The 21,085-nt window shown below is 52.1% G+C and carries 11 protein-coding genes, 27 tRNA genes, 3 rRNA genes, 1 pseudogene and 1 riboswitch; of the genes and pseudogenes, 37 read left to right on the forward strand and 5 right to left on the reverse strand.

Annotated features, from left to right (window positions below):
• Positions 1-857: 857 nt before the first annotated feature.
• The 30 genes from NZD86_RS00820 to NZD86_RS00965 all read left to right on the forward strand — a co-directional run bounded on the left by NZD86_RS00820 (position 858) and on the right by NZD86_RS00965 (position 8,559).
• Positions 858-2,388: ribosomal RNA gene (locus NZD86_RS00820) — 16S ribosomal RNA — on the forward strand.
• A 294-nt stretch (positions 2,389-2,682) separates the two neighbouring features.
• Positions 2,683-5,626: ribosomal RNA gene (locus NZD86_RS00825) — 23S ribosomal RNA — on the forward strand.
• 184 nt (positions 5,627-5,810) lie between these two features.
• Positions 5,811-5,927, forward strand: a 5S ribosomal RNA gene (gene rrf / locus NZD86_RS00830).
• Together the 16S, 23S and 5S rRNA genes with 27 tRNA genes alongside form the textbook arrangement of a ribosomal RNA operon.
• 106 nt (positions 5,928-6,033) lie before the next feature.
• Positions 6,034-6,118: transfer RNA gene (locus NZD86_RS00835), tRNA-Leu, on the forward strand.
• 22 nt (positions 6,119-6,140) lie between these two features.
• A tRNA-Arg gene (locus tag NZD86_RS00840) sits at positions 6,141-6,217 on the forward strand.
• Between the two features lie 6 nt (positions 6,218-6,223).
• Positions 6,224-6,297 (forward strand) — tRNA-Gly (locus tag NZD86_RS00845).
• 4 nt (positions 6,298-6,301) lie between these two features.
• Positions 6,302-6,374 (forward strand) — tRNA-Lys (locus tag NZD86_RS00850).
• Between the two features lie 5 nt (positions 6,375-6,379).
• A tRNA-Leu gene (locus NZD86_RS00855) sits at positions 6,380-6,459 on the forward strand.
• A gap of 10 nt (positions 6,460-6,469) precedes the next feature.
• Positions 6,470-6,545: transfer RNA gene (locus NZD86_RS00860), tRNA-Ala, on the forward strand.
• A gap of 3 nt (positions 6,546-6,548) precedes the next feature.
• Positions 6,549-6,623: transfer RNA gene (locus tag NZD86_RS00865), tRNA-Asn, on the forward strand.
• A 5-nt stretch (positions 6,624-6,628) separates the two neighbouring features.
• Positions 6,629-6,703, forward strand: a tRNA-Glu gene (locus tag NZD86_RS00870).
• A gap of 4 nt (positions 6,704-6,707) precedes the next feature.
• Positions 6,708-6,783 (forward strand) — tRNA-Val (locus NZD86_RS00875).
• A gap of 3 nt (positions 6,784-6,786) precedes the next feature.
• Positions 6,787-6,861 (forward strand) — tRNA-Gly (locus NZD86_RS00880).
• Between the two features lie 185 nt (positions 6,862-7,046).
• Positions 7,047-7,135 (forward strand) — tRNA-Ser (locus NZD86_RS00885).
• A gap of 7 nt (positions 7,136-7,142) precedes the next feature.
• Positions 7,143-7,222 (forward strand) — tRNA-Leu (locus tag NZD86_RS00890).
• A 20-nt stretch (positions 7,223-7,242) separates the two neighbouring features.
• A tRNA-Cys gene (locus tag NZD86_RS00895) sits at positions 7,243-7,316 on the forward strand.
• Positions 7,317-7,342: 26 nt separating this feature from the next.
• Positions 7,343-7,418 (forward strand) — tRNA-Met (locus NZD86_RS00900).
• 4 nt (positions 7,419-7,422) lie between these two features.
• A tRNA-Phe gene (locus NZD86_RS00905) sits at positions 7,423-7,498 on the forward strand.
• Between the two features lie 5 nt (positions 7,499-7,503).
• Positions 7,504-7,580 (forward strand) — tRNA-Met (locus tag NZD86_RS00910).
• 3 nt (positions 7,581-7,583) lie between these two features.
• A tRNA-Thr gene (locus tag NZD86_RS00915) sits at positions 7,584-7,658 on the forward strand.
• Between the two features lies 1 nt (position 7,659).
• A tRNA-Thr gene (locus NZD86_RS00920) sits at positions 7,660-7,735 on the forward strand.
• Between the two features lies 1 nt (position 7,736).
• Positions 7,737-7,820 (forward strand) — tRNA-Tyr (locus tag NZD86_RS00925).
• 66 nt (positions 7,821-7,886) lie between these two features.
• Positions 7,887-7,962 (forward strand) — tRNA-His (locus NZD86_RS00930).
• A 3-nt stretch (positions 7,963-7,965) separates the two neighbouring features.
• Positions 7,966-8,040: transfer RNA gene (locus NZD86_RS00935), tRNA-Gln, on the forward strand.
• Between the two features lie 2 nt (positions 8,041-8,042).
• Positions 8,043-8,119, forward strand: a tRNA-Arg gene (locus NZD86_RS00940).
• A gap of 5 nt (positions 8,120-8,124) precedes the next feature.
• A tRNA-Lys gene (locus NZD86_RS00945) sits at positions 8,125-8,200 on the forward strand.
• A gap of 6 nt (positions 8,201-8,206) precedes the next feature.
• Positions 8,207-8,282: transfer RNA gene (locus NZD86_RS00950), tRNA-Met, on the forward strand.
• Positions 8,283-8,285: 3 nt separating this feature from the next.
• Positions 8,286-8,362: transfer RNA gene (locus tag NZD86_RS00955), tRNA-Asp, on the forward strand.
• Between the two features lie 21 nt (positions 8,363-8,383).
• A tRNA-Leu gene (locus tag NZD86_RS00960) sits at positions 8,384-8,470 on the forward strand.
• Between the two features lie 12 nt (positions 8,471-8,482).
• Positions 8,483-8,559: transfer RNA gene (locus tag NZD86_RS00965), tRNA-Ile, on the forward strand.
• A gap of 117 nt (positions 8,560-8,676) precedes the next feature.
• Here NZD86_RS00965 and NZD86_RS00970 read toward each other — a convergent pair.
• Complete coding sequence (locus NZD86_RS00970; RefSeq protein ID WP_268044601.1) at positions 8,677-10,476, reverse strand: alkaline phosphatase family protein; 1,800 nt, start codon at positions 10,474-10,476, stop codon at positions 8,677-8,679.
• Positions 10,477-10,794: 318 nt separating this feature from the next.
• Here NZD86_RS00970 and NZD86_RS00975 point away from each other — a divergent pair, with 318 nt between their 5' ends.
• The 4 genes from NZD86_RS00975 (at position 10,795) to NZD86_RS00990 (ending at position 14,180) form a co-directional block, all read left to right on the forward strand.
• Positions 10,795-10,947, forward strand: coding sequence for a hypothetical protein (locus NZD86_RS00975; protein ID WP_268044602.1), 153 nt, complete (start codon positions 10,795-10,797; stop codon positions 10,945-10,947).
• A gap of 254 nt (positions 10,948-11,201) precedes the next feature.
• A complete protein-coding gene (locus tag NZD86_RS00980) occupies positions 11,202-12,770 on the forward strand; it encodes an Ig-like domain-containing protein (RefSeq protein WP_268044603.1) in 1,569 nt (522 codons plus the stop codon).
• A gap of 43 nt (positions 12,771-12,813) precedes the next feature.
• Positions 12,814-13,053 (forward strand): hypothetical protein, encoded by a 240-nt coding sequence (locus NZD86_RS00985; RefSeq protein ID WP_268044605.1) that lies wholly within the window; start codon positions 12,814-12,816, stop codon positions 13,051-13,053.
• 203 nt (positions 13,054-13,256) lie between these two features.
• Positions 13,257-14,180, forward strand: a complete 924-nt coding sequence (locus NZD86_RS00990; RefSeq protein ID WP_268044606.1) for a GNAT family N-acetyltransferase — start codon at positions 13,257-13,259, stop codon at positions 14,178-14,180.
• A gap of 76 nt (positions 14,181-14,256) precedes the next feature.
• Here NZD86_RS00990 and NZD86_RS00995 read toward each other — a convergent pair whose 3' ends face one another.
• Entirely contained in the window at positions 14,257-14,919 is a 663-nt protein-coding gene (locus tag NZD86_RS00995; RefSeq protein WP_268044607.1) for a sigma-70 family RNA polymerase sigma factor, read from the reverse strand.
• 118 nt (positions 14,920-15,037) lie between these two features.
• A complete protein-coding gene (locus NZD86_RS01000; protein WP_268044608.1) occupies positions 15,038-16,837 on the reverse strand; it encodes a methyl-accepting chemotaxis protein in 1,800 nt (599 codons plus the stop codon).
• Positions 16,838-16,920: 83 nt separating this feature from the next.
• A riboswitch (cyclic di-GMP riboswitch) is annotated at positions 16,921-17,004 on the reverse strand.
• Between the two features lie 163 nt (positions 17,005-17,167).
• Here NZD86_RS01000 and NZD86_RS01005 point away from each other — a divergent pair.
• Positions 17,168-17,923, forward strand: a complete 756-nt coding sequence (locus tag NZD86_RS01005) for a maleate cis-trans isomerase family protein (protein WP_326492623.1) — start codon at positions 17,168-17,170, stop codon at positions 17,921-17,923.
• A gap of 110 nt (positions 17,924-18,033) precedes the next feature.
• Here the strand turns inward: NZD86_RS01005 and NZD86_RS01010 are convergent, their stop codons facing one another.
• A complete protein-coding gene (locus NZD86_RS01010) occupies positions 18,034-19,329 on the reverse strand; it encodes an MFS transporter (RefSeq protein WP_268044609.1) in 1,296 nt (431 codons plus the stop codon).
• Between the two features lie 17 nt (positions 19,330-19,346).
• A complete protein-coding gene (locus NZD86_RS01015; protein WP_268044610.1) occupies positions 19,347-19,982 on the reverse strand; it encodes a GntR family transcriptional regulator in 636 nt (211 codons plus the stop codon).
• 303 nt (positions 19,983-20,285) lie between these two features.
• Between NZD86_RS01015 and NZD86_RS01020 the strand changes: the two genes are divergently transcribed.
• Complete coding sequence (locus NZD86_RS01020) at positions 20,286-20,795, forward strand: hypothetical protein (RefSeq protein ID WP_268044611.1); 510 nt, start codon at positions 20,286-20,288, stop codon at positions 20,793-20,795.
• Positions 20,747-21,061: pseudogene (locus NZD86_RS24620) on the forward strand (hypothetical protein); the annotation flags it as partial. The gene NZD86_RS01020 and the pseudogene NZD86_RS24620, both read left to right, overlap by 49 nt.
• Positions 21,062-21,085 lie beyond the last annotated feature (24 nt).

Here is a 21,085-nt window from a genome sequence, read left to right on the forward strand (position 1 = left end):
CGGTTGCGTACCGGGGTAGCAGGCCCTGGTGCACGCGTACGCGGAGGGGTTAAGGTACAAGCATTCTTTGTTAGGAACTTTACATCTACTCATACGGGAACAAAGGACTCAGTGACCCCTGTTCATCTGCACAGCCGTCTGGTGAGTAACAAATGACCACATAAAGGAACCAAAGACGCTAGTAAATTCCGCTTGGCGGCGTGAACTCGATAACGGATTGGCATTCTTCTACTTCACACACCCGAACGAAGGCCTGGGAGTTAATATGGACTTACCCCCCACCCACTGCCCAACATCCTATCCTCCGTTACAATAAAACAAGAAGCTCTCAAGGCAGAATCCTTTGCGCCGTCAAGGATTTTCTCTTTCGCATGGCAACGTCTGATATCCGTTGTCGTTGAGGGTAGCCGCGGACCGCACCTGACATAGCCAAAAGTGAAGGAAAGTCGCACAGAACATACACGATGTCATGAGCGATACATTTTTTAAAAATAAGTGTTGACCAACTGCGTCAACCGTGCTATATTATTCGACGTCGCTTCTGAAGCTTCTCTTTCAGAACGACCCCAATATACCGCGTCGCTGGTGCATTTGTTGTTGTTCGGTTCGATGTTTGACTTGAGTTTCTCTACTTAAGCTCGGCATTAGTTCGGGAGATACGAACACCGAATCAAACCCCATGAAGAACTTACCAGTGACAATGAACATCGATTCATGGTATATTATTTCTCGCCGCTTCGACGGCACTGATTGATTTGGTTCCTTGAAAACTAAACACACCACGCCTGGAAGTTTCAGTCGAGACAACTTCGGTTGTCGCGACAAACGGATAACATTCTGGCGAAACGCCAGTAACATTTATTGAGAGTTTGATCCTGGCTCAGGACGAACGCTGGCGGCGTGCCTAATACATGCAAGTCGAGCGAACCCTTCGGGGTTAGCGGCGGACGGGTGAGTAACACGTGGGCAATCTGCCTATCAGACTGGAATAACACTCGGAAACGGGTGCTAATGCTGGATAACATTCGCGAAGGCATCTTCGTGAATTGAAAGATGCAAAATGCATCACTGGTAGAGGAGCCCGCGGCGCATTAGCTAGTTGGTGAGGTAACGGCTCACCAAGGCGACGATGCGTAGCCGACCTGAGAGGGTGACCGGCCACACTGGGACTGAGACACGGCCCAGACTCCTACGGGAGGCAGCAGTAGGGAATCTTCCGCAATGGGCGCAAGCCTGACGGAGCAACGCCGCGTGAGCGAAGAAGGCCTTCGGGTTGTAAAGCTCTGTTGCTCGGGGAGAGAGACAAGGAGAGTGGAAAGCTCCTTGTGAGACGGTACCGAGTGAGGAAGCCCCGGCTAACTACGTGCCAGCAGCCGCGGTAATACGTAGGGGGCAAGCGTTGTCCGGAATCACTGGGCGTAAAGCGTGCGTAGGCGGTTACGTGTGTCTGGAGTGAAAGTCCAAGGCTCAACCTTGGGACTGCTCTGGAAACTGCGCAACTTGAGTGCTGGAGAGGCAAGGGGAATTCCACGTGTAGCGGTGAAATGCGTAGATATGTGGAGGAATACCAGTGGCGAAGGCGCCTTGCTGGACAGTGACTGACGCTGAGGCACGAAAGCGTGGGGAGCAAACAGGATTAGATACCCTGGTAGTCCACGCCGTAAACGATGAGTGCTAGGTGTTGGGGGACACACCCCAGTGCCGAAGGAAACCCAATAAGCACTCCGCCTGGGGAGTACGGTCGCAAGACTGAAACTCAAAGGAATTGACGGGGGCCCGCACAAGCAGTGGAGCATGTGGTTTAATTCGAAGCAACGCGAAGAACCTTACCAGGGCTTGACATCCCTCTGACAGGTGCAGAGATGTACCTTCCCTTCGGGGCAGGGGTGACAGGTGGTGCATGGTTGTCGTCAGCTCGTGTCGTGAGATGTTGGGTTAAGTCCCGCAACGAGCGCAACCCTTGACCTGTGTTACCAGCACGTAATGGTGGGGACTCACAGGTGACTGCCGGCGTAAGTCGGAGGAAGGCGGGGATGACGTCAAATCATCATGCCCTTTATGTCCTGGGCTACACACGTGCTACAATGGGCGGTACAACGGGAAGCGAAGCCGCGAGGTGGAGCCAAACCTAAAAAGCCGTTCGTAGTTCGGATTGCAGGCTGCAACTCGCCTGCATGAAGCCGGAATTGCTAGTAATCGCGGATCAGCATGCCGCGGTGAATCCGTTCCCGGGCCTTGTACACACCGCCCGTCACACCACGAGAGTCGGCAACACCCGAAGTCGGTGAGGTAACCTTTTGGAGCCAGCCGCCGAAGGTGGGGTTGATGATTGGGGTGAAGTCGTAACAAGGTAGCCGTATCGGAAGGTGCGGCTGGATCACCTCCTTTCTACGGAGAAACACCCTTTCAGGTCGTGGGAATGTGTTTAGTTTTGAGGGAGCCAAAGAGTCTTCGTGACTCAGGCAAACTCAAGGTACCTTGGCAACTGAATATGGAACAACCTCGAAAGTAAAAACCGGTATCCGAAATGCGAGTAACAGGTTAACGTAACCGGGAAGTATAAGCCAAAGAGGTGCGAGGAGTACGAGGAACGAGGAGGGCAACGCACTGAGCGTACATAAGTACGTGAGGGAGTTGGCCGACGAGTGACGAAGTAATCCGAAGTGCATCTGAAGGCGACACGGTGAAGTTAGAAAGAGCGCACGGAGGATGCCTAGGCGCCAAGAGCCGAAGAAGGACGGGGCGAACACCGAAATGCCACGGGGAGCTGTAAGCGAGCATTGATCCGTGGGTGTCCGAATGGGGAAACCTGCTAGTGTGAAGCGCTAGTACCGTACAGTGAATACATAGCTGTGCGGAGGCAACCGAGGGAACTGAAACATCTAAGTACCTCGAGGAAAAGAAAGCGAACGCGATTCCGTAAGTAGTGGCGAGCGAAAGCGGAGAAGCCTAAACCGTATACGTGGTACAGACTGCAGTCGATGCGTATGCGGGGTCGAGGGGCTGTAAGTGGGGACCTGCAGGGAACCAACTGGAAAGAATCCATAGGAGAACGGCATGGGAAGGCCGGCCATAGACGGTGAGAGCCCGGTAACTGAAATGGATTTCGGAAAGTGATACAGACCCCAAGTACTGCGGGACACGAGGAATCCCGTGGGAATCTGGGAGGACCACCTCCTAAGGCTAAATACTCCTTGGCGACCGATAGCGGATAGTACCGTGAGGGAAAGGTGAAAAGGACCGCGGGAGCGGAGTGAAAGAGAACCTGAAACCGTGTGCTTACAAGCAGTCGGAGCATGCATGACATGTGACGGCGTGCCTTTTGTAGAATGAACCGGCGAGTGATGATGGCAAGCAAGGTTAAGGCGAAGGAGCCGAAGCCGAAGCGAAAGCGAGTCTGAAGAGGGCGAATAAGTTTGTCGTCATCGACCCGAAACCGGGTGATCTACCCCTGGTCAGGGTGAAGTGCGGGTAACACCGCATGGAGGCCCGAACCCACTGGCGTTGAAAAGCCAGGGGATGAACTGGGGGTAGGGGAGAAATTCCAATCGAACCCGGAGATAGCTGGTTCTCCCCGAAATAGCTTGAGGGCTAGCGTCAGGGAATGAGAAGTGGAGGTAGAGCACTGATTGGGTGCGGGGCCCGCGAGGGTTACCAAGCTCAGTCAAACTGCGAATGCCACTTTGTCGAAGAACCTGGCAGTCAGACTACGAGTGATAAGACCCGTGGTCAAGAGGGAAACAGCCCAGACCAACAGCTAAGGTCCCAAAGTACTGGTTCAGTGGGGAACGATGTGGCGTTGCACAGACAACCAGGATGTTGGCTTAGAAGCAGCCACCATTTAAAGAGTGCGTAATAGCTCACTGGTCGAGTGGCGCTGCGCGGAAAATGTAACGGGGCTAAACCAGACACCGAAGCTATGGATGGAAACATGGTAGGGGAGCGTTCCATTTGCGGGGAAGCTGTGCTGGAAGGCATGGTGGAGCGGATGGAAGTGAGAATGCCGGTATGAGTAGCGAAAAGACAAGTGAGAATCTTGTCCGCCGAAAGCCCAAGGTTTCCTGGGGAAGGCTCGTCCGCCCAGGGTAAGTCGGGACCTAAGGCGAGGCCGAAAGGCGTAGTCGAAGGACAACAGGTTGAAATTCCTGTACCACCGCGGAGCGTTTGAGCGAAGGGGTAACGCAGGAGGCTGAAGGAAGCGGCCGGATGGAAGAGGCCGTCCAAGCAGTGAGCGTGGAGTGTAGGGAAATCCGCACTCCGTGAAGCGTGAGCTGTGATGGGGAGCGAAGAACAGTAGCGAAGTCCTGTAAGTCACACTGCCGAGAAAAGCCTCTAGTGAGTGAAGTGGTGCCCGTACCGGAAACCGACACAGGTGGGCGCGTGGAGAACACGAAGGCGCGCGGGAGAACTCTCGTTAAGGAACTCGGCAAAATGGCCCCGTAACTTCGGGAGAAGGGGCGCTTCGAGAGAAGCCGCAGTGAAAAGGCCCAAGCGACTGTTTAGCAAAAACACAGGTCTCTGCGAAGCCGAAAGGCGAAGTATAGGGGCTGACGCCTGCCCGGTGCTGGAAGGTTAAGAGGAGGGGTTAGGGCTAAGGTCCGAAGCTCCGAATTGAAGCCCCAGTAAACGGCGGCCGTAACTATAACGGTCCTAAGGTAGCGAAATTCCTTGTCAGGTAAGTTCTGACCCGCACGAAAGGCGTAACGACTTGGGCGCTGTCTCAACGAGAGACCCGGTGAAATTGTAATACCTGTGAAGATGCAGGTTACCCGCGGTTAGACGGAAAGACCCCGTGGAGCTTGACTGTAGCTTGATATGGGATACGGGTACGTCATGTACAGGATAGGTGGGAGACAGAGAAGCTTGGGCGCCAGCCTGAGTGGAGTCGGCGTTGGGATACCACCCTTGAGGTACTTGTGTTCTAACCTAGGACCATAACCTGGTTCGGGGACAGTGTCAGGTGGACAGTTTGACTGGGGCGGTCGCCTCCAAAAGAGTAACGGAGGCGCCCAAAGGTTCCCTCAGCGCGGATGGAAATCGCGCGGTGCGTGTAAAGGCAAAAGGGAGCTTGACTGCGAGACGGACAGGTCGAGCAGGGACGAAAGTCGGGCTTAGTGACCCGGTGGCACCGAGTGGAAGGGCCATCGCTCAACGGATAAAAGCTACCCCGGGGATAACAGGCTGATCTCCCCCAAGAGTTCACATCGACGGGGAGGTTTGGCACCTCGATGTCGGCTCATCGCATCCTGGGGCTGAAGTCGGTCCCAAGGGTTGGGCTGTTCGCCCATTAAAGCGGTACGCGAGCTGGGTTCAGAACGTCGTGAGACAGTTCGGTCCCTATCTGCCGCGGGCGCAGGATACGTGAGAGGGTTCGTCCTTAGTACGAGAGGACCGGGATGAACCGACCGCTGGTGTACCAGTTGTTTCGCCAGAAGCATAGCTGGGTAGCCAAGTCGGGAAAGGATAAGCGCTGAAAGCATCTAAGCGCGAAGCCAGCCTCAAGATAACGTATCCCATCCGGATAACGGAGTAAGACCCCTTGAAGAAGACAAGGTAGATCGGTCTGGAGTGGAAGCGTAGTGATACGTGGAGCGGACAGATACGAATCGGTCGAGGGCTTCACCAGAACAGAGAGGTTGTTCCATAGTTCAGAAGCAAGGACCACAAACTGTAGCGAAAGCTGCGGTACATAGCGACTGCAACGTAAAGGTGCCATGCTAAGTGGACAACGCCTTTGCGGAGGTGTGAGCGTAGCGTGTCTTTTGGCCGTAAGGCCGAAGCCAGCGAAGCGAACACCGGAGCAGAAGCAGCCTGGTGGCCATAGCGGAGGGGAAACACCCGTACCCATACCGAACACGGACGTGAAGACCTCCAGCGCCAAGGATACTTGGAGGGAGACCTCCTGGGAAAGTAGGACGTTGCCAGGCGAGAGAGGTACCAGGGATATACCCTGGGAAAGCAGGAATGCTGACCCGGGGTTTTCTGTTCCTCGAACTCTGCGGCACAAGCCGTGGCGAATTTTAAACGTAACATGTCGGAGTGGCGGAATCGGCAGACGCGCACGTTTGAGGGGCGTGTGGGGAGACCCGTGCGGGTTCAAGTCCCGCCTTCGACACCAGAGCGTGATCGGCATGCACTTTGTGTCCGTAGCTCAGCTGGATAGAGCAACAGCCTTCTAAGCTGTGGGTCGCGGGTTCGAATCCCTCCGGACACGCCATGATGTGCGGGTGTAGTTCAATGGTAGAACTTCAGCCTTCCAAGCTGATAGCGTGGGTTCGATTCCCATCACCCGCTCCAAAAAGAGCCATTAGCTCAGTTGGTAGAGCACCTGACTTTTAATCAGGGTGTCGCTGGTTCGAATCCAGCATGGCTCATACTTGCCGAAGTGGCGGAATTGGCAGACGCACACGACTCAAAATCGTGCGGGAAACCGTGCCGGTTCGAGTCCGGCCTTCGGCATCGCGAACGTGGGGGTATAGCTCAGCTGGGAGAGCACCTGCCTTGCAAGCAGGGGGTCATCGGTTCGAATCCGTTTACCTCCACCATGTTCCTCGATAGCTCAGCGGTAGAGCATCCGGCTGTTAACCGGAGGGTCGTAGGTTCGAATCCTACTCGGGGAGCCAAATTTGGCCCCATGGTCAAGCGGTTAAGACACCGCCCTTTCACGGCGGTAACGCGGGTTCGAGTCCCGCTGGGGTCACCACTTAGGGCGCTTAGCTCAGCTGGGAGAGCATCTGCCTTACAAGCAGAGGGTCGGCGGTTCGATCCCGTCAGCGCCCACCATATGCGGAAGTGGCTCAGGGGTAGAGCATCGCCTTGCCAAGGCGAGGGTCGCGGGTTCGAATCCCGTCTTCCGCTCCATAAGGTCGCGGTAGACGGGCTCGGGGCCGGCGGGTTCCACTGTGAGATGTAGTGAAGCCAACGCGTCGGTATCACAAATTCCGTCTTCCGCTCACAGAGTTGCAAGTCGGGATTCAGTGCCAAGCTCCCTATTCGGGATGATTTTTCAATACTTGGTGGGGATCCCGTCTTCTACTCAAGGACCTGGAGGGATACCGAAGCGGTCATAACGGGGCGGTCTTGAAAACCGTTAGGGTGCAAGCCCACGGGGGTTCGAATCCCTCTCCCTCCGCCAATGACATGCGGGTGTGGCGGAATTGGCAGACGCACTGGATTTAGGTTCCAGCGGGAAACCGTGGGGGTTCGAGTCCCTTCACCCGCATCGTTTGTGTTTCGCCTCTTGGCGCCATAGCCAAGTGGTAAGGCAGAGGTCTGCAAAACCTTTATCACCGGTTCGAATCCGGTTGGCGCCTCCAATGTTTCAATGTCTTTTGTATGATGTCGCGGGGTGGAGCAGTTGGCAGCTCGTCGGGCTCATAACCCGAAGGTCGCAGGTTCAAGTCCTGCCCCCGCAACCAAATTGGCTCGGTAGCTCAGTCGGTAGAGCAGAGGACTGAAAATCCTCGTGTCGGCGGTTCGATTCCGTCCCGAGCCACCAGTTATGGCGGCGTAGCTCAGTTGGTTAGAGCACACGGTTCATACCCGTGGCGTCGGTGGTTCGAATCCACTCGCCGCTACCAGGTGCCACCTTGGCTCAGGGGTAGAGCGGCTCACTCGTAATGAGCAGGTCGTCGGTTCAAATCCGACAGGTGGCTCCATGCCAGCATAGCTCAGTTGGTAGAGCAACTGACTTGTAATCAGTAGGTCGCAGGTTCGACTCCTGTTGCTGGCTCCATGGAGGGGTACCAAAGTGGCCAAATGGGGCGGACTGTAAATCCGTTGCGGAAGCTTCGAAGGTTCGAATCCTTCCCCCTCCACCAACCTGCACGTCTACCTCAGATGTATAAGTTTTTATACAGTGGGTAGGATGTAGCAGCATGAATATGGTGAGTGTGGCGAAGTGGTTAACGCACCGGATTGTGATTCCGGCATTCGTGGGTTCAATTCCCATCACTCACCCCACAATGGGGAATAGCCAAGCGGTAAGGCAACGGTTTTTGGTACCGTCACGCGAAGGTTCGAATCCTTCTTCCCCAGCCAATGTGCCCTTAGCTCAGCTGGATAGAGCGTTTGACTACGAATCAAAAGGTCGGGAGTTCGAATCTCTCAGGGCACGCCAGCAATGGGTCATTAGCTCAATTGGCAGAGCATCCGACTCTTAATCGGCAGGTTGAAGGTTCGATTCCTTCATGACCCACCAAACTGTCGCGGGGTGGAGCAGTTGGCAGCTCGTCGGGCTCATAACCCGAAGGTCGCAGGTTCAAGTCCTGCCCCCGCAACCATATGGAGCTGTGGTGTAGAGGCCTAACATGCCTGCCTGTCACGCAGGAGATCGCGGGTTCGAATCCCGTCAGCTCCGCCAGTTAAATATACTATTGTACATGCGGTCGTGGCGGAATTGGCAGACGCGCAAGATTCAGGTTCTTGTGGGGGCAACCCCGTGGAGGTTCAAGTCCTCTCGACCGCACCACGAAGTACATATGGGCCCATAGCTCAGCTGGCTAGAGCGCACGACTGATAATCGTGAGGTCGGAGGTTCGAGTCCTCCTGGGCCCACCATCGTATTTCTGGCATTCGCTCGTGGTGCATATAAAAAAGAAGGATTGGAGACATTGTCTCCAATCCTTCTTTTTTATTTACGGGCAAAGTTCATGTCTGGCTCCGAGGAAACAATACTTAGTTCGTCGTGTAGGCTTGAATTTGGTCGAGAATGTGTTGTGCGCGATCGACATCCGTGCTGAGTTGTTTCGACGATACCGGATGGCCCTGTACGGTGTTGAGAATATCCTGCTGGAGCGCCTTAGCGGCAGCGTCCCGCTCGGATGTGATGTCACCGATTTGTTTATCGAGACTCGTACCCTCCGTATTGGTCGCGTTAATGGAAGCCTCCGTCGACATCCGCAGGGTGGCCATTCCAAATTGACCAACCGGCGCATTCAATTGTTTGAATACGGATTCGGCGCTTAGCAGGTTAGCTTCCGGTTTACCGTTGTTTGCCTTGCTGAATACGGAGACGGCCGGAACACCGTCAAAATGTTGATTTGTTAGATTGTAGCCGAGGAGCGAGTAGATGGTAGGCATCGTGTCGGCGTGATCGGTCCATTGTGTGGAGGTATTGCCCGACTTGACTCCAGGTCCTACGAAGCCGGCCCAGATGTCGAGAATGTCTGGGCTAATTGTGCCGTGGTTCCAGTAGTAACCGGTGTCGTAGCTCCAGTCGGTGCTACCTTTATACCCGTAATAAACGTCCGGTTTCGAGAACAGGACAAAAGACGGATTTCGATCCGGCGCAGCGCTCACACTCATGTGCAATGCACTGAGTTCCGTCGGATCGGCAACGTAATTCCACCCAGGTACCGCGTCCAGCGATGCGAGCATCTGCGGTAACTTGGATTGGTCCTTCAGATAAACGAGTGCACCGCTGTCACCATAGACGGTAATATTGTTCGGGTCAGCCGTGTTGAGCGAGTTGTTCGCCAGCCAACCTGTGAGATTGGTGGTTTGTTCGCCTTGCGGCATGAGGTGATCGCCTTCGTCGGTCGTGATAACAAATAGTGTGTTTGAAGGACTCATCCCCGCGGCATTGAGTTTGGTGAAGAAGGTGTTCATTGCGGTGTCGTAACTTTGTAGGGTGCTGTCGTACGTTCCTGGCAGGGCTTCCTTGCCACCCACTTCATGTGCGTCATGGAGGTATGTGAAGGTGACAGGCACACCGTGTGTTTGCATCTCGTATGTAGCCTGCAGCGACCAATTCAAATCCGCGTTGTCACTCCAGCCGGGATAGCCGCCTAGGGTCTTTGTCGGATCGGTCCAAGATGGTGCATTGAATAGGTATGGCAGGTTGGGTGAACCAATCGTTGTCGATCCGCTCGCGTTATGCACCGCAACACCCAAATAGTCCGAAGCCTTGGAGTCGGATGGGTTCATGTCCGCCTGTTTCAATTCCCCGGTACTCTCTAATTCCATGTCTGGTGCCCCAATTGCACCGACGTTCCAGCCATTTTGGTTAAACGTTTGCCAGTTCGGAGTTGTCGTCACGTGGGGCTTCCCATCCGGGTCTGGATTGGTCCAATAGCCAAAGCCCGCATATTGACCATTTTCGTAGTATCCTTGGTCGATCACACCCGTCTGACTCGGATATTTACCTGTCATGTCCGACAACATGCCGTCTTGCGTATGGGAATCGAGAATGGTGTGATCGTTCTGGAGTACGGTCCCTTGATGCAGGAATTTCACAACGTGCGGCATTTGTTGAATGTCACTATAGTGAACGTTGTCCATGATAATGTACACGACGTGCTTAACAGGATTGTGATTGTTTGCTTTACTCGAGGCTGTAGCCGCCGGATCATTTGAGCTAGTGGACTTGGCGAAAACGGTTGGTTGCAAAGACAAACCTGTTGCCAACAGACTTGCAGTACCAAAAGATGCGATGAGTGGAAGACGCATGCTGCGCGATACAAAGCGGTTTTTCATGTTCGTTCCTCCCTAGTTTATGTTTACTGCACAGTCGAATCTACCAAAGGGATCGCATCCAAGTCTATTGATTTTATGTAAATATTATGTGAATCGAGGGAATGCAACTTCATTCGACAAAGGTAGTCAAAATGTGTCATCCATGTCCCAGTTGTTTGCATTTTCTTTGTCTTTGAGTTACTTTGACGACCGAAGTTGTTCAATCACATCCGTTAGTGCTTCATGGCGATGTCGATAGTATGTAGCACGACTGATGTGAAGTCGATCAGCTGCAAGTTCTGCAGTCAGTGTATATGAGGAAGATCTTCCGACCGGAACGTGTCCATCGTTGAAGAGAGCGGATCAGACCAACATCTTGTGAACGAATTGAGCGGCATGGCATCCCGACAAATGGATAACAAAGCTGTAGCATGTTCTGGGCGATTCGCGGTGGCTGGGGGAACTTTGGTGTCGTTACTGGGTTCGAATTGAACCTGTATCCAGTCAGGCCCGATCGTTGCATCCATCAACACAATGTATAACGTGAATGACTTGGAACAATTGGTTGGTGTTAGAAACCGACCTATCGTAACATTCGGAAGAACGACGAAAAAACGTCAATATATTCTAAATATTTTGGTGTATAGTTACTTTCTGGGGTAAGTGGAATAATGGTCATGAATTATCCATTAATTCACTCCTTGAGATGCTAAAACAGAGGTGTAATCGAAAGGGGAAACACATTTATGAAGCGCATTCTAACAGGCCTTGCAGCCACAACCGTTGTGATTGGAACGGGTCTACCAATGGCGTTCGCGTCAACTTCTTCAACCAATTCGTTCAAAGCGTCGATTTCCATCAGTGGAACGACAGTCAGTTCACTGTACGGCGTCGTTGCGAATGACGGCAGCCACGACACATCGTATTTGCCGGTATATTATCTCAATCAATTATTCAACAAGGCTGGCTACAAGGCCACATGGAACGGCTCCACACATACATGGGCACTCACCACTTCAAAAACGAATATCGACTTTTCCAAGGTCAACGTGGGATCCGGTAACACCAGCGTCACCGTGAACGGAAAACTCGTCAAGAAATTCAATACCATTGTCCAACACGATCCCGCCGCTCCAAAGATATCCACGACATTTGCCCCGATCTACTACGTGACATCTCTATTGGAGGCATTCGGATGGACCGGGAATTGGAACGGCAACACACATACACTGTCCGTGAGCCCAGCAGCCAATCAGGCTACCATTTCCTCCGCAGTCGCCACAAACGGAAGTATCACAGTTGTGTTTGATCAGCCGCTCACCTCCACGCCGGCTGCTAGCGATTTTGTTGTGACGGGATCGGTCGGATCGAGCTCAACATCCGTGCCCGTATCTAAGGTGGACGTAAGCGCTGACAAGAAGACGGTCACCCTCACCATTCCGGAAATTCCACCTACTGCACACCAACCTGTCCCACATTACAGCGTCAAATACCTCGGCGGTGCGACGGTCGCAGCGTATGAACGCGTCGTTGCAGTCAACGACGGTACATTAGGCGAGGTTGCGAAAACCGTACAAGTCGGTCAAACCGTGACCGTTGCTGGTGTAAGTGACCAGTGCACACCGATGCCGAGCATCACATTCCAGTCCGACAACCCAGCGGTCGCAACGGTGACGGCAGACGGAACAGTCACAGCTCTCGCATCCGGTGTGGCACACATCATCGCAACGGACGCAAAAGGCTTCACAAGCATCGTGCCGTTCACACTGACCGTACAGTCTCCTAATGATGCATCGATTGCGTCAGTAGTCGCTACGAATGGGAGCCTGACCGTTGTCTTTAACAAGCCACTGACGGCTACACCTGCAGCGTCAGACTTTGTGGTCACGGGCACAGTTGGAACGACGGCAAGTCCAGTTGCGGTTTCGAAAGTGACGATGAATACCGACATGACGACAGCCACCCTGGCCATTCCGGAAATTCCACCAACAGCTCATCAGCCAGTACCACACTATAGCGTACAGTACCTTGGCCAACCCGCTGTCACAGGGTATGAACGCGTCGTTGCAGTCAACGACGGCACACCAGGCGAGGTTGCGAAGACCATTGCCGTGGGCAAGACATTGACGGTTGCTGGTGTAAGTGACCAATGCACACCGATGCCGAGCATCACGTTCCAATCTGACAACCCAGCAGTGGCAACTGTGACGGCAGACGGAACAGTCACCGCCATCGGAACCGGCGTAGCACATATCGTCGCAACCGATTCGAAGGGATTCAAGAGCATCGTACCGTTTACGGTGACGGTCCAATAAGGGCTTATTAAGGAGAACTACTTATTTCAATAACATTTACAGTGTGGATTACGACAACTCCTGGATTGGATACGGGTGCGGATTCAACTCGCACGGTGATCTGCAGTTCCAAATCCACGCCACGGGCTCTCCTGGCGTGCACTATGTGGACATTTACCCGACTGTGTACAAGGGGAACCAGGCATTACCGAATCCGTATGTCGTACCGCACTTGACGTACGCCAAGGACCATCCAGGAGATGATCTTCCGGCGTTCCACATTGCTTACACGGTTACGAAGTAAGTTGTGAGACAGCAAAGGGGTGTCCTGTACGGCATTCGTTTTTTCGGTGCCGAAGGGGACGCCCCTTTTCTGTTAATGGCAGACAGCTCGAGGCGAGTGAGGCGCATGAGAGCCACTCTATGCGTGGTTATGCAGAAAATAGTTACACTACGGCATTGATATGATATACAATGATGGGAATTTATCGGGGGGGGATGAATTCCATGCGCTGTAAACGATTTGGCGATGCAAGTGCGTTTCTCCATGAGTGCGAGCCCTTCTTAACGGTTCACGATCCCGAGACCAACTTGATTCTCTCCAACGCGTACCGGCTCGATGATAATCCTCCGTCACCGGATCGGCCCGCATACATGGCATTCGTCGAGGACGAAAAAGGGATTAGCCTCGCGGCTATTATGGGACATCGGTTACCCCTGAGCGTGTACGCACGTGCCGAAGTAGAGGGTGACGCGCTCACATTACTCGTGAAGGATTTGCTAGAGTGGCAAACGGCTCTATCCATCGGCCAGCCACACTCCGATTCGCATGACGCCCACAGCGGCCGATTTACAAAAGTTGTCGCGCCACAGCAGGTTGCGGGCGCGTTTGCCGACACGTGGAAGGCGCAGACGGGTGTCACTTTAATGCAGGGGATGCACATGCGCCTATATCAGTTGCGATCCGTCGATCATCCCGGCCGCACCCCGGGACATCTGCGCCTAGCCTCAGAATCGGATACATTACTCATTGCCCGTTGGTACCTCGAGTTCGACAAGGAGGCAACAAACGAACAACTGAGTGTTGCGGATGCCGAGCGGATCGCAGAGACGAAGATAGGGAACCGCGAGACCTTCATTTGGGAAGATGGAGGAGAGGCAGTGACGATGGTTGCCAAGACTCGTCCGACCAAGCAGGGCATCGTTTTGAATGCGGTCTATACGCCGCCAGTTCATCGCAGACGTGGTTATGCAACTGGATGCGTGGCGGCCGTCAGCCAGCGATTGCTGGATGAAGGGTATGCGTTTTGTTCCTTGTTTACGGATCTGACCAATCCGACTTCGAACAGTATCTATATGAAGATTGGGTACAAACCGATGAGGGATTACTACGAATATGAGTTTCCACTAGGGGGATCGGGTCGCAGTTAGACTTTTGGCGCTGGGATGGGTGCTTGGGGGGAGGTCATACTCGAACCGATTACCCCACCCCGCAGCACAAAACTTCCTAAGTGGCACTCAAATCTCTCCAAAACGCGAACAATTCGCTTAATTCATCGTCTGCCCGCAACTTTTTCTTCACCCGCATCATGGTGTTGTCGATCGACTTGTAGTTGATGTTCAGCCGCTCCTCAATTTCCTTGTAGGAACAACCGACGTACCACAAATAGAGGACTTCTCCTTCTAACTTTGTGAGTGATTTGATGCATTTGTTAAAAACAGTTGAGCGTACGCGCCGCTCCCAAAGCTTGTACAAGAGGCTGTTTTTGTCGGTTGGGAACGCGACATGGTTATCGTCATCGTCTGTTGGGTTTTCGGCAATGCGAATGCTTTTTAGGTTAAAGGTGGAGCGCCGAGTGTAGAACTTAGAACGCAGGACCGAGCGGCTGCGCTTATATAAGTAATCCTTGACGAACCACTCGAAGGCGACATTCCGATCAGGACTGAAGTCTTCAACCGCATTCCACAATTCAATGGTCATGATTTGAACAAATTCGTCTTGTGTATCGTAGACTTTCGAGTAACTCATATTTTTTACGAGGCCTTTGATAATCGGGTACAGTTCCTGCACTAACTGACGGAAGGCGTCATCGTCCGTTTTTGCTGATATAGCGATTTGAGTTAGGCGTGTACACCCTGCGGTATCTGTCTCTTGAAGGCTGGCATTCATTGTCGGCGATTACTCCTAATTTTGTGCTATTACAACTCTGAGTTCGACATAAGCGTTTGGGTACTAGAACTTGGGGACAGGGTGGAGGATTCCCACCCTGTCCGTTTGGGACAAACCGTTACAGTTTGAAGCGGCTGATCACCTGTTGCAGCTCTTCTGCCATTCGGCTCAGTGAATTTGCCGAAGCAGCGATCTCTTCCATGGAAGCAAGTTGTTCCTCGGTAGCGGCAGATACGGTTTCGACACCGGCTGTCGTTGTGCTCGTGACCTCGGATACACCCTGAATACTGTTGTGCAGATTCTTCGTTCCCACCAACATTTGTGAAACGGAAGCGGAAACCTCTTGGATTTGTGCAGCCACGTTGTCGACTACAGCTTTGATCCCTTCAAAGGATTCGCCAGCAGTGTTGACCGTGTTCAGTCCAGACGTCACTTCGCTCTTGGCGGTTTCCATCGACTCGACTGCCAGCTTGGTTTCTCCCTGAATGCCGCCGATGATCTCAGAAATGCGTTTTGCGGCTTGCGACGACTGTTCAGCCAGCTTGCGAACCTCGTCGGCGACGACGGCAAATCCTCGGCCACTTTCGCCAGCCCGAGCGGCTTCGATGGCAGCGTTTAGGGACAGCAGATTCGTTTGGCTGGAGATTTCCGTGATGACGTCGACAATCTTGCCGATCTCGCTGGACCGCTCACCCAGATTCGATACGACGTCAGCCAAGTTGGTCATGGCTGTCTCAATGGAGTTCATTTGGCGCACAGCTAACTGGATCGATTTGTTTCCGGTAGCAGCAACGTTGGACGCTTCGTCAGCCGAATGGGAAACGTCTTCCGAGTTTTTGGCGACAACATTCATTCCTTCGGTTAGATCCTCAATTGTTTTTACACTTTCCTCGACACTCTTAACTTGCTGGTCTGCACCGCTTGCAACTTCTTGAATGGCGGATGTCACTTGTTCTGTTGCCTTGGTGTTCTCCTCGGCACTGGCCGAGAGCTGCTCTGACGAGGCAGCCACCTGGTCAGACATCATGCTGACTTTCGAAATAACCTCTTTGAGGCTTGTCGTCATCGAGTTAAAGCCGTGGGCCAAGCGACCAATTTCATCCCGGTTTTTAAACTTCAGGGGTTCAGCGGTTAGATCGCCATCGGCGACACGTTGAACCGTGCTTGCCATTTGTTTAATGGGGCGAGCCAACCGCGTGGCGAACACAATTACAATGAGTGCACCCAGAATAAGTGAGATGACAAGTGTGATGAGCATGTTGGTCAAGACTTGGTTGGCACCGCTGTTGAAGTCACTCATGTACGATCCGACTGCGATAACCCATCCCCAATCAGGAGATAGTTCCGAGTAGACGATTTTTTGTGCTTGCTGATTTGGATTGTTCGGCATGGGCCACATGTAGGTGGTGAAGCCACCACCGGACTCAGCTACCTTAATCGCCTGCTGAATCATATAAAAACCGTGGGAGTCTTTCGAGTTCCAAATGTTCTTTCCCTCGGATGTGGGACTTGCCAGAGAGTTACCCTTGGTATCTAAGATATAGAAGAATCCGTGGTGGTTTCCGATGTCGTAACTGGGGTTAACTGGACGCATACCGTTTGCTTGAACGGGTCCGAGCACCATTCTCTTCACTTGCTCTTGAGCATCTGCGAGCGAAATATGACCAGCCTGAACTTCCGAATTTAATATTTTAATCGTGTTGTTGACCAATCGCACATCGTTTTGCATGGCGATCTTACTTGAGGTTGTCAACTGGTTGTGCGCGACATTGTACGAGATGATTCCGATAATTACACTGGGAATGACTAGCATGAGTAGAGCAATACCCATCAATTTCGTCCTGATGCTGAACAGGGCATCTCGGAGCCTGTTCCTATTCTTCTTCGTGTTGTCCATGTCTTCACCCTTATCTCTCATGTTCCGGTAGAAAATCCAACTACTTGTTTACCCAACGAGCATCATCCAAAAAAAGGGTAGCCACGTGGACATGGCTACCCCGTTGTGGTAGCCCGGCTATCATAGACACATCGTTAGACCCGTGGCTTTGCGTCCCAGCGTTTCCAACTGGTTTGCTTTTCTCTTGTCAACCCATTATGTATTTTCAACAAAATAGATTGGATTTCGACAACCTGCGTTCAAATTATAGCCATTTTCCGAACACAAGACAATACTGTATACTGTATACATGTAACAAATACACCGTATGACAACGGATTCACAAATCGAGTAGAGAAGGTAGGATTGGATATGGCGAAGAATTACCGAGTAGGATTGATTGTTCCTAGCTCCAACACAACGATGGAGACTGAGATTCCTCGTATGTTGAACTGGCGCATGGCTGAGATGTCGGACGAAACGTTTACGTTCCATTCAAGCCGCATGCGGATGATGCATGTCACTCCGGAGCAATTGAAAGCTATGGATGTCGAAAGTGATCGTTGTGCCGTGGAACTTTCCGATGCACGTTGCGACGTTCTGGCCTACGCTTGTTTGGTGGCTATTATGTGCCAGGGACCAGGGTATCACGTGGTGTCGGAAAAGAGACTGTCAAACATCGCTTCAGAAAACGGTGGTTCCGGGGATGTCATCAGTAGCGCGGGGGCGCTCATTCAAGGCGTACAAACGCTTGGCGCAAAGAAAGTCGCGCTGATCGCACCATACATGAAACCTTTGACGAAAACGGTTATCGAGTATATCGAGGCAAACGACATTCAAGTCACCGACTCCATCAGCTTGGAGATTCCGGATAACTTGGAAGTTGGGTTGCAGAACCCCATGAACTTGTTCGACATTGTTGATCGTCTAGACTACAGCCAAGCGGACGCGGTTGTGCTCTCTGCCTGTGTGCAAATGCCCTCACTCGAAGCGGTACAGAAGGTGGAAGACAAGATTGGCAAGCCTGTGTTGACAGCAGCTACATCCACTGTCTATCAGATCTTGAAACACTTGAACTTGAAAACGTTCGTCCCGAACGCCGGCAGCTTGTTGTCCGGTCGCTATTAATTGTAACGAGAACGGTTGGCCGCCAACCATAAAGTTGCCAGCAAGAGAAAAACACCAAGCCTGTAAGCTGTATCACAGGGCTTGGTGTTTTTTGATGAGCAGAAGAACCGTCAGTTATCCGCGGTGAGCACTTGCCCTTTCGTTTCGCGAATGGTGAATACCAGAATACCGGCGGCGAAGTAGCAAATGGATGCCAAAACAATGAACATCGAGAATCCAATTGATGCGATAAGGCTCGGTGCGCTGACGATGCCGAGGATGGATCCGATGCGACCAACGTTAAAACAAAATCCAGAGGCTGTCGCACGAATGCTGGTTGGGAACAGTTCACCGTACCACGCGCCAAACCCGCTAAAGTAACCTGTAAAGAACCCAAGCAGGGCTGAGATAATGCCCATGGTGACGACATGTGCTCCAGTTAGAATCAAGTGACCATGAGTCAGCGGCATGTGACTGGCCACATATGTGAAGATAGGAATGATGACCGTCATGCCAAAGAAGAAAATAGAGAACGAAATTCGACGGCCGATCCATTCCGCGAGATAGCCATAGACTAGGTAGCCAATGATGGCGCCAACGGCAGTCCAAACTGAAAAGACAGGTGCTTGGTTCATGTTGATCCCAAGTATCTTGGTCAGGTAGCTCGGGACAAAAGTGAGAATGATCCAGTATCCAATCATGCCCAACATTGAAATAAGGAGAGCCAATAAGGTTGTCTTGACGTACGCTCTGTTGAAAATGGAGAACATATTTTGACCTTTGCTGTGTTGTGCAATGTATTCCCTATTCGCAAGCCAGATCGGTGATTCTTTGACGAATATCAGAATATAAAGCGCTGTCAGCCAGGCTGGAATACTAGCGTAGATAAACAGCCGTCTCCAGGACTCTGGATCGTGTGGATTCAGAAGCGTCCAGGCAAAAATGGCAGCCAACAACTGTCCGCCGGACCACCCTGTTTGCATGAGTGCAAGTGCTTTCGCCCGTGACGTTGGACTCGATACTTCGGAAATGAGTGCTGCGGCCGCGGACCAAAGGCCACCTACAGCGACGCCGACAATGATTCGGAAAATATTTAACTCGAACATATTCTGGACGAAGCCACACAGAAGTGTGCCAATGCCATAAATGAGGACGGAAATCCACAGCGTGCGCTTCCGGCCGATCCGGTCGGAGATGTTGCCGAACACATAACCGCCCACGCCCGTCGCAAATAGGAACCAGGCGACTACCGTTGTCACTCCAGACAAGCTGGTATGAAACGTATGGGAAACGGCTAGTAGAACAAAGCTAAAAATTCCGGCGTCCATGGCATCAAATAACCAGGAGGCCCAAGAGCCAATGAGAGCGTGTGCTTTTCTCGATGTTGGGGCTTCAATAACGCCTGTTGCGTAACTTAGTTGATTCACAGATGTTCCTCCAATCCTCAAATCAGTGATATCCGATTTTCAGCGGGTAAACTATTTAGGAAGTTGTTTAGATTCCTCTGCAAATGACTTTTCATTAAGCGTTCTGCTGCGTCGCCATCACCGCGAATGACGGCGTCATAGATTTCCTCGTGTTCGTGCGGGAGCTCCGTCCGGCTTTTCACAATATCTTTGCGGCACAGCAAAATGATTGTTTGCATTCGCTCTATGAACTGCGAAAGCTGATCATTTTGGCAGGCCCGAACGATTGCGTTATGGAATAGCGTATTCGCTTTCATCTTTGCTTCAAAATCACCGGATCGAGCGCGGTCGATGACGCTCTTCAGAAATTCCTTGTCCTCGGGCGTCATTGTAAGCGCAGCCTGTTTGGCGGCGTGCCCCTCTAAGAGAATACGAATTTCATAACTCTCTTTAATTTCTTTCGGAGTTAGTTCAATAACCGTTTTGTTTCTCAGTAGACCCTCGTGTTCCAAACGAATGATAGCCTCACGGACTGGCGTTCGGCTGACGTGCAAATCGGCCGCAATTCTTTCTTCGGATAGTTTAACGCCTGAGGCCAATTGTCCCTCGATGATCTGCTGAAAGAGGATGTCGTATACCTGCTGATAAACTGGTTCCGGTTTCCGTATCTCCAAATTATCACCCCACTTATATGTATACTGTATTCGCTTGCATGTTGTATACAGTATAATCGAATTCTTCTTGTTTGGCGTCAACTTTGTCGTGAACGATCGAAATTATTTAACGGATCGTCATAGCCATTCCCTCGTCGGTGCTTCCGCTAGGAGAGTGCGACATGAATCTGATAGAATGACGTAAATCCTCTACATATCCGGCTTCACAAGTCTGTGGGCAAATCAAGAATCCACTAGTTATGGTCGTAAAACAGTTCAATCTATGAGGAAACATAGCGTGTCCTTGAAAAGGGGTTTGGTTTGATGACTCATCCAGCCTTCACACTCGCAAGTTGGGAAACCATCGGCATTCTGATTGTTGTTATCGGGATGCTCGTATCGAATCGGGTGCGCGTTGATTTCATTGGCGTGTTTATTCTACTAGCACTCGGAATAACTGGGATCGTCTCTGAAAAGGAATTATTCAGCGGTTTCGGCAGCGCGAGCAATATCGTCGCAAATCAGCTGCTCGTCAAGGAACATATTAAGCCGATCCCGTTGTTCTCCATCCTCCCGGTCGGACTCTCGCTCCTCATTATCGCCATGCTATTTATTCTCGCGTTTGGTCAGTTTCTCGTTCCCGACACGGGGGCGACGTCGGGTAGTGGGACGATCGGGATCGAGGATTATCTGACGGAATTACACGTCTCAAAGAGCTCGAAATGGCACGACAAACCCCTTAAAAACATTCAGTTTCTAAAGATAGCGGAATCAATGTCGTACGAATTTTACGGGATCATCCGGTTGACTTTCCGCACGCCGATACCGTGCTGAAACGTGGTGACGTATTGCTCGTTGAAGCGCATCAGGATGACTTGCTCAAAATCGACGATACAGATGACTTCGCCGTACAGCGAGAGGTCCACGAGAGCATTGAGGATGTGTCTGTGGGGCTCGTTGGTGAAGCAATTGTTCGGCACGGTTCTCATTTTGCAGGCAGATCCTTGCAAGAGCTGAACTTCCGAAGCCAATTCCGAGTGGCTGTGCTGGCATTGTGGAGAAATGGTGATACCATCACGGAGCGCCTGGCGCAGGTTGTACTGCAGCCGGGGGACATGCTTCTT

The sequence above is a fragment of the Alicyclobacillus dauci genome, from assembly GCF_026651605.1.
In the GTDB taxonomy this organism is placed as follows: domain Bacteria; phylum Bacillota; class Bacilli; order Alicyclobacillales; family Alicyclobacillaceae; genus Alicyclobacillus; species Alicyclobacillus dauci.

What these genes read in the sequence shown, in the direction of transcription:
- NZD86_RS00970 (WP_268044601.1), bottom strand. Translation starts at nt 10,476, where the DNA reads ATGAAAAACCGCTTTGTATCGCGCAGCATGCGTCTTCCACTCATCGCA.
- NZD86_RS00980 (WP_268044603.1), top strand. Translation starts at nt 11,202, where the DNA reads ATGAAGCGCATTCTAACAGGCCTTGCAGCCACAACCGTTGTGATTGGA.
- NZD86_RS00990 (WP_268044606.1), top strand. Translation starts at nt 13,257, where the DNA reads ATGCGCTGTAAACGATTTGGCGATGCAAGTGCGTTTCTCCATGAGTGC.
- NZD86_RS00995 (WP_268044607.1), bottom strand. Translation starts at nt 14,919, where the DNA reads ATGAATGCCAGCCTTCAAGAGACAGATACCGCAGGGTGTACACGCCTA.
- NZD86_RS01000 (WP_268044608.1), bottom strand. Translation starts at nt 16,837, where the DNA reads ATGAGAGATAAGGGTGAAGACATGGACAACACGAAGAAGAATAGGAAC.
- NZD86_RS01005 (WP_326492623.1), top strand. Translation starts at nt 17,168, where the DNA reads ATGGCGAAGAATTACCGAGTAGGATTGATTGTTCCTAGCTCCAACACA.
- NZD86_RS01020 (WP_268044611.1), top strand. Translation starts at nt 20,286, where the DNA reads ATGACTCATCCAGCCTTCACACTCGCAAGTTGGGAAACCATCGGCATT.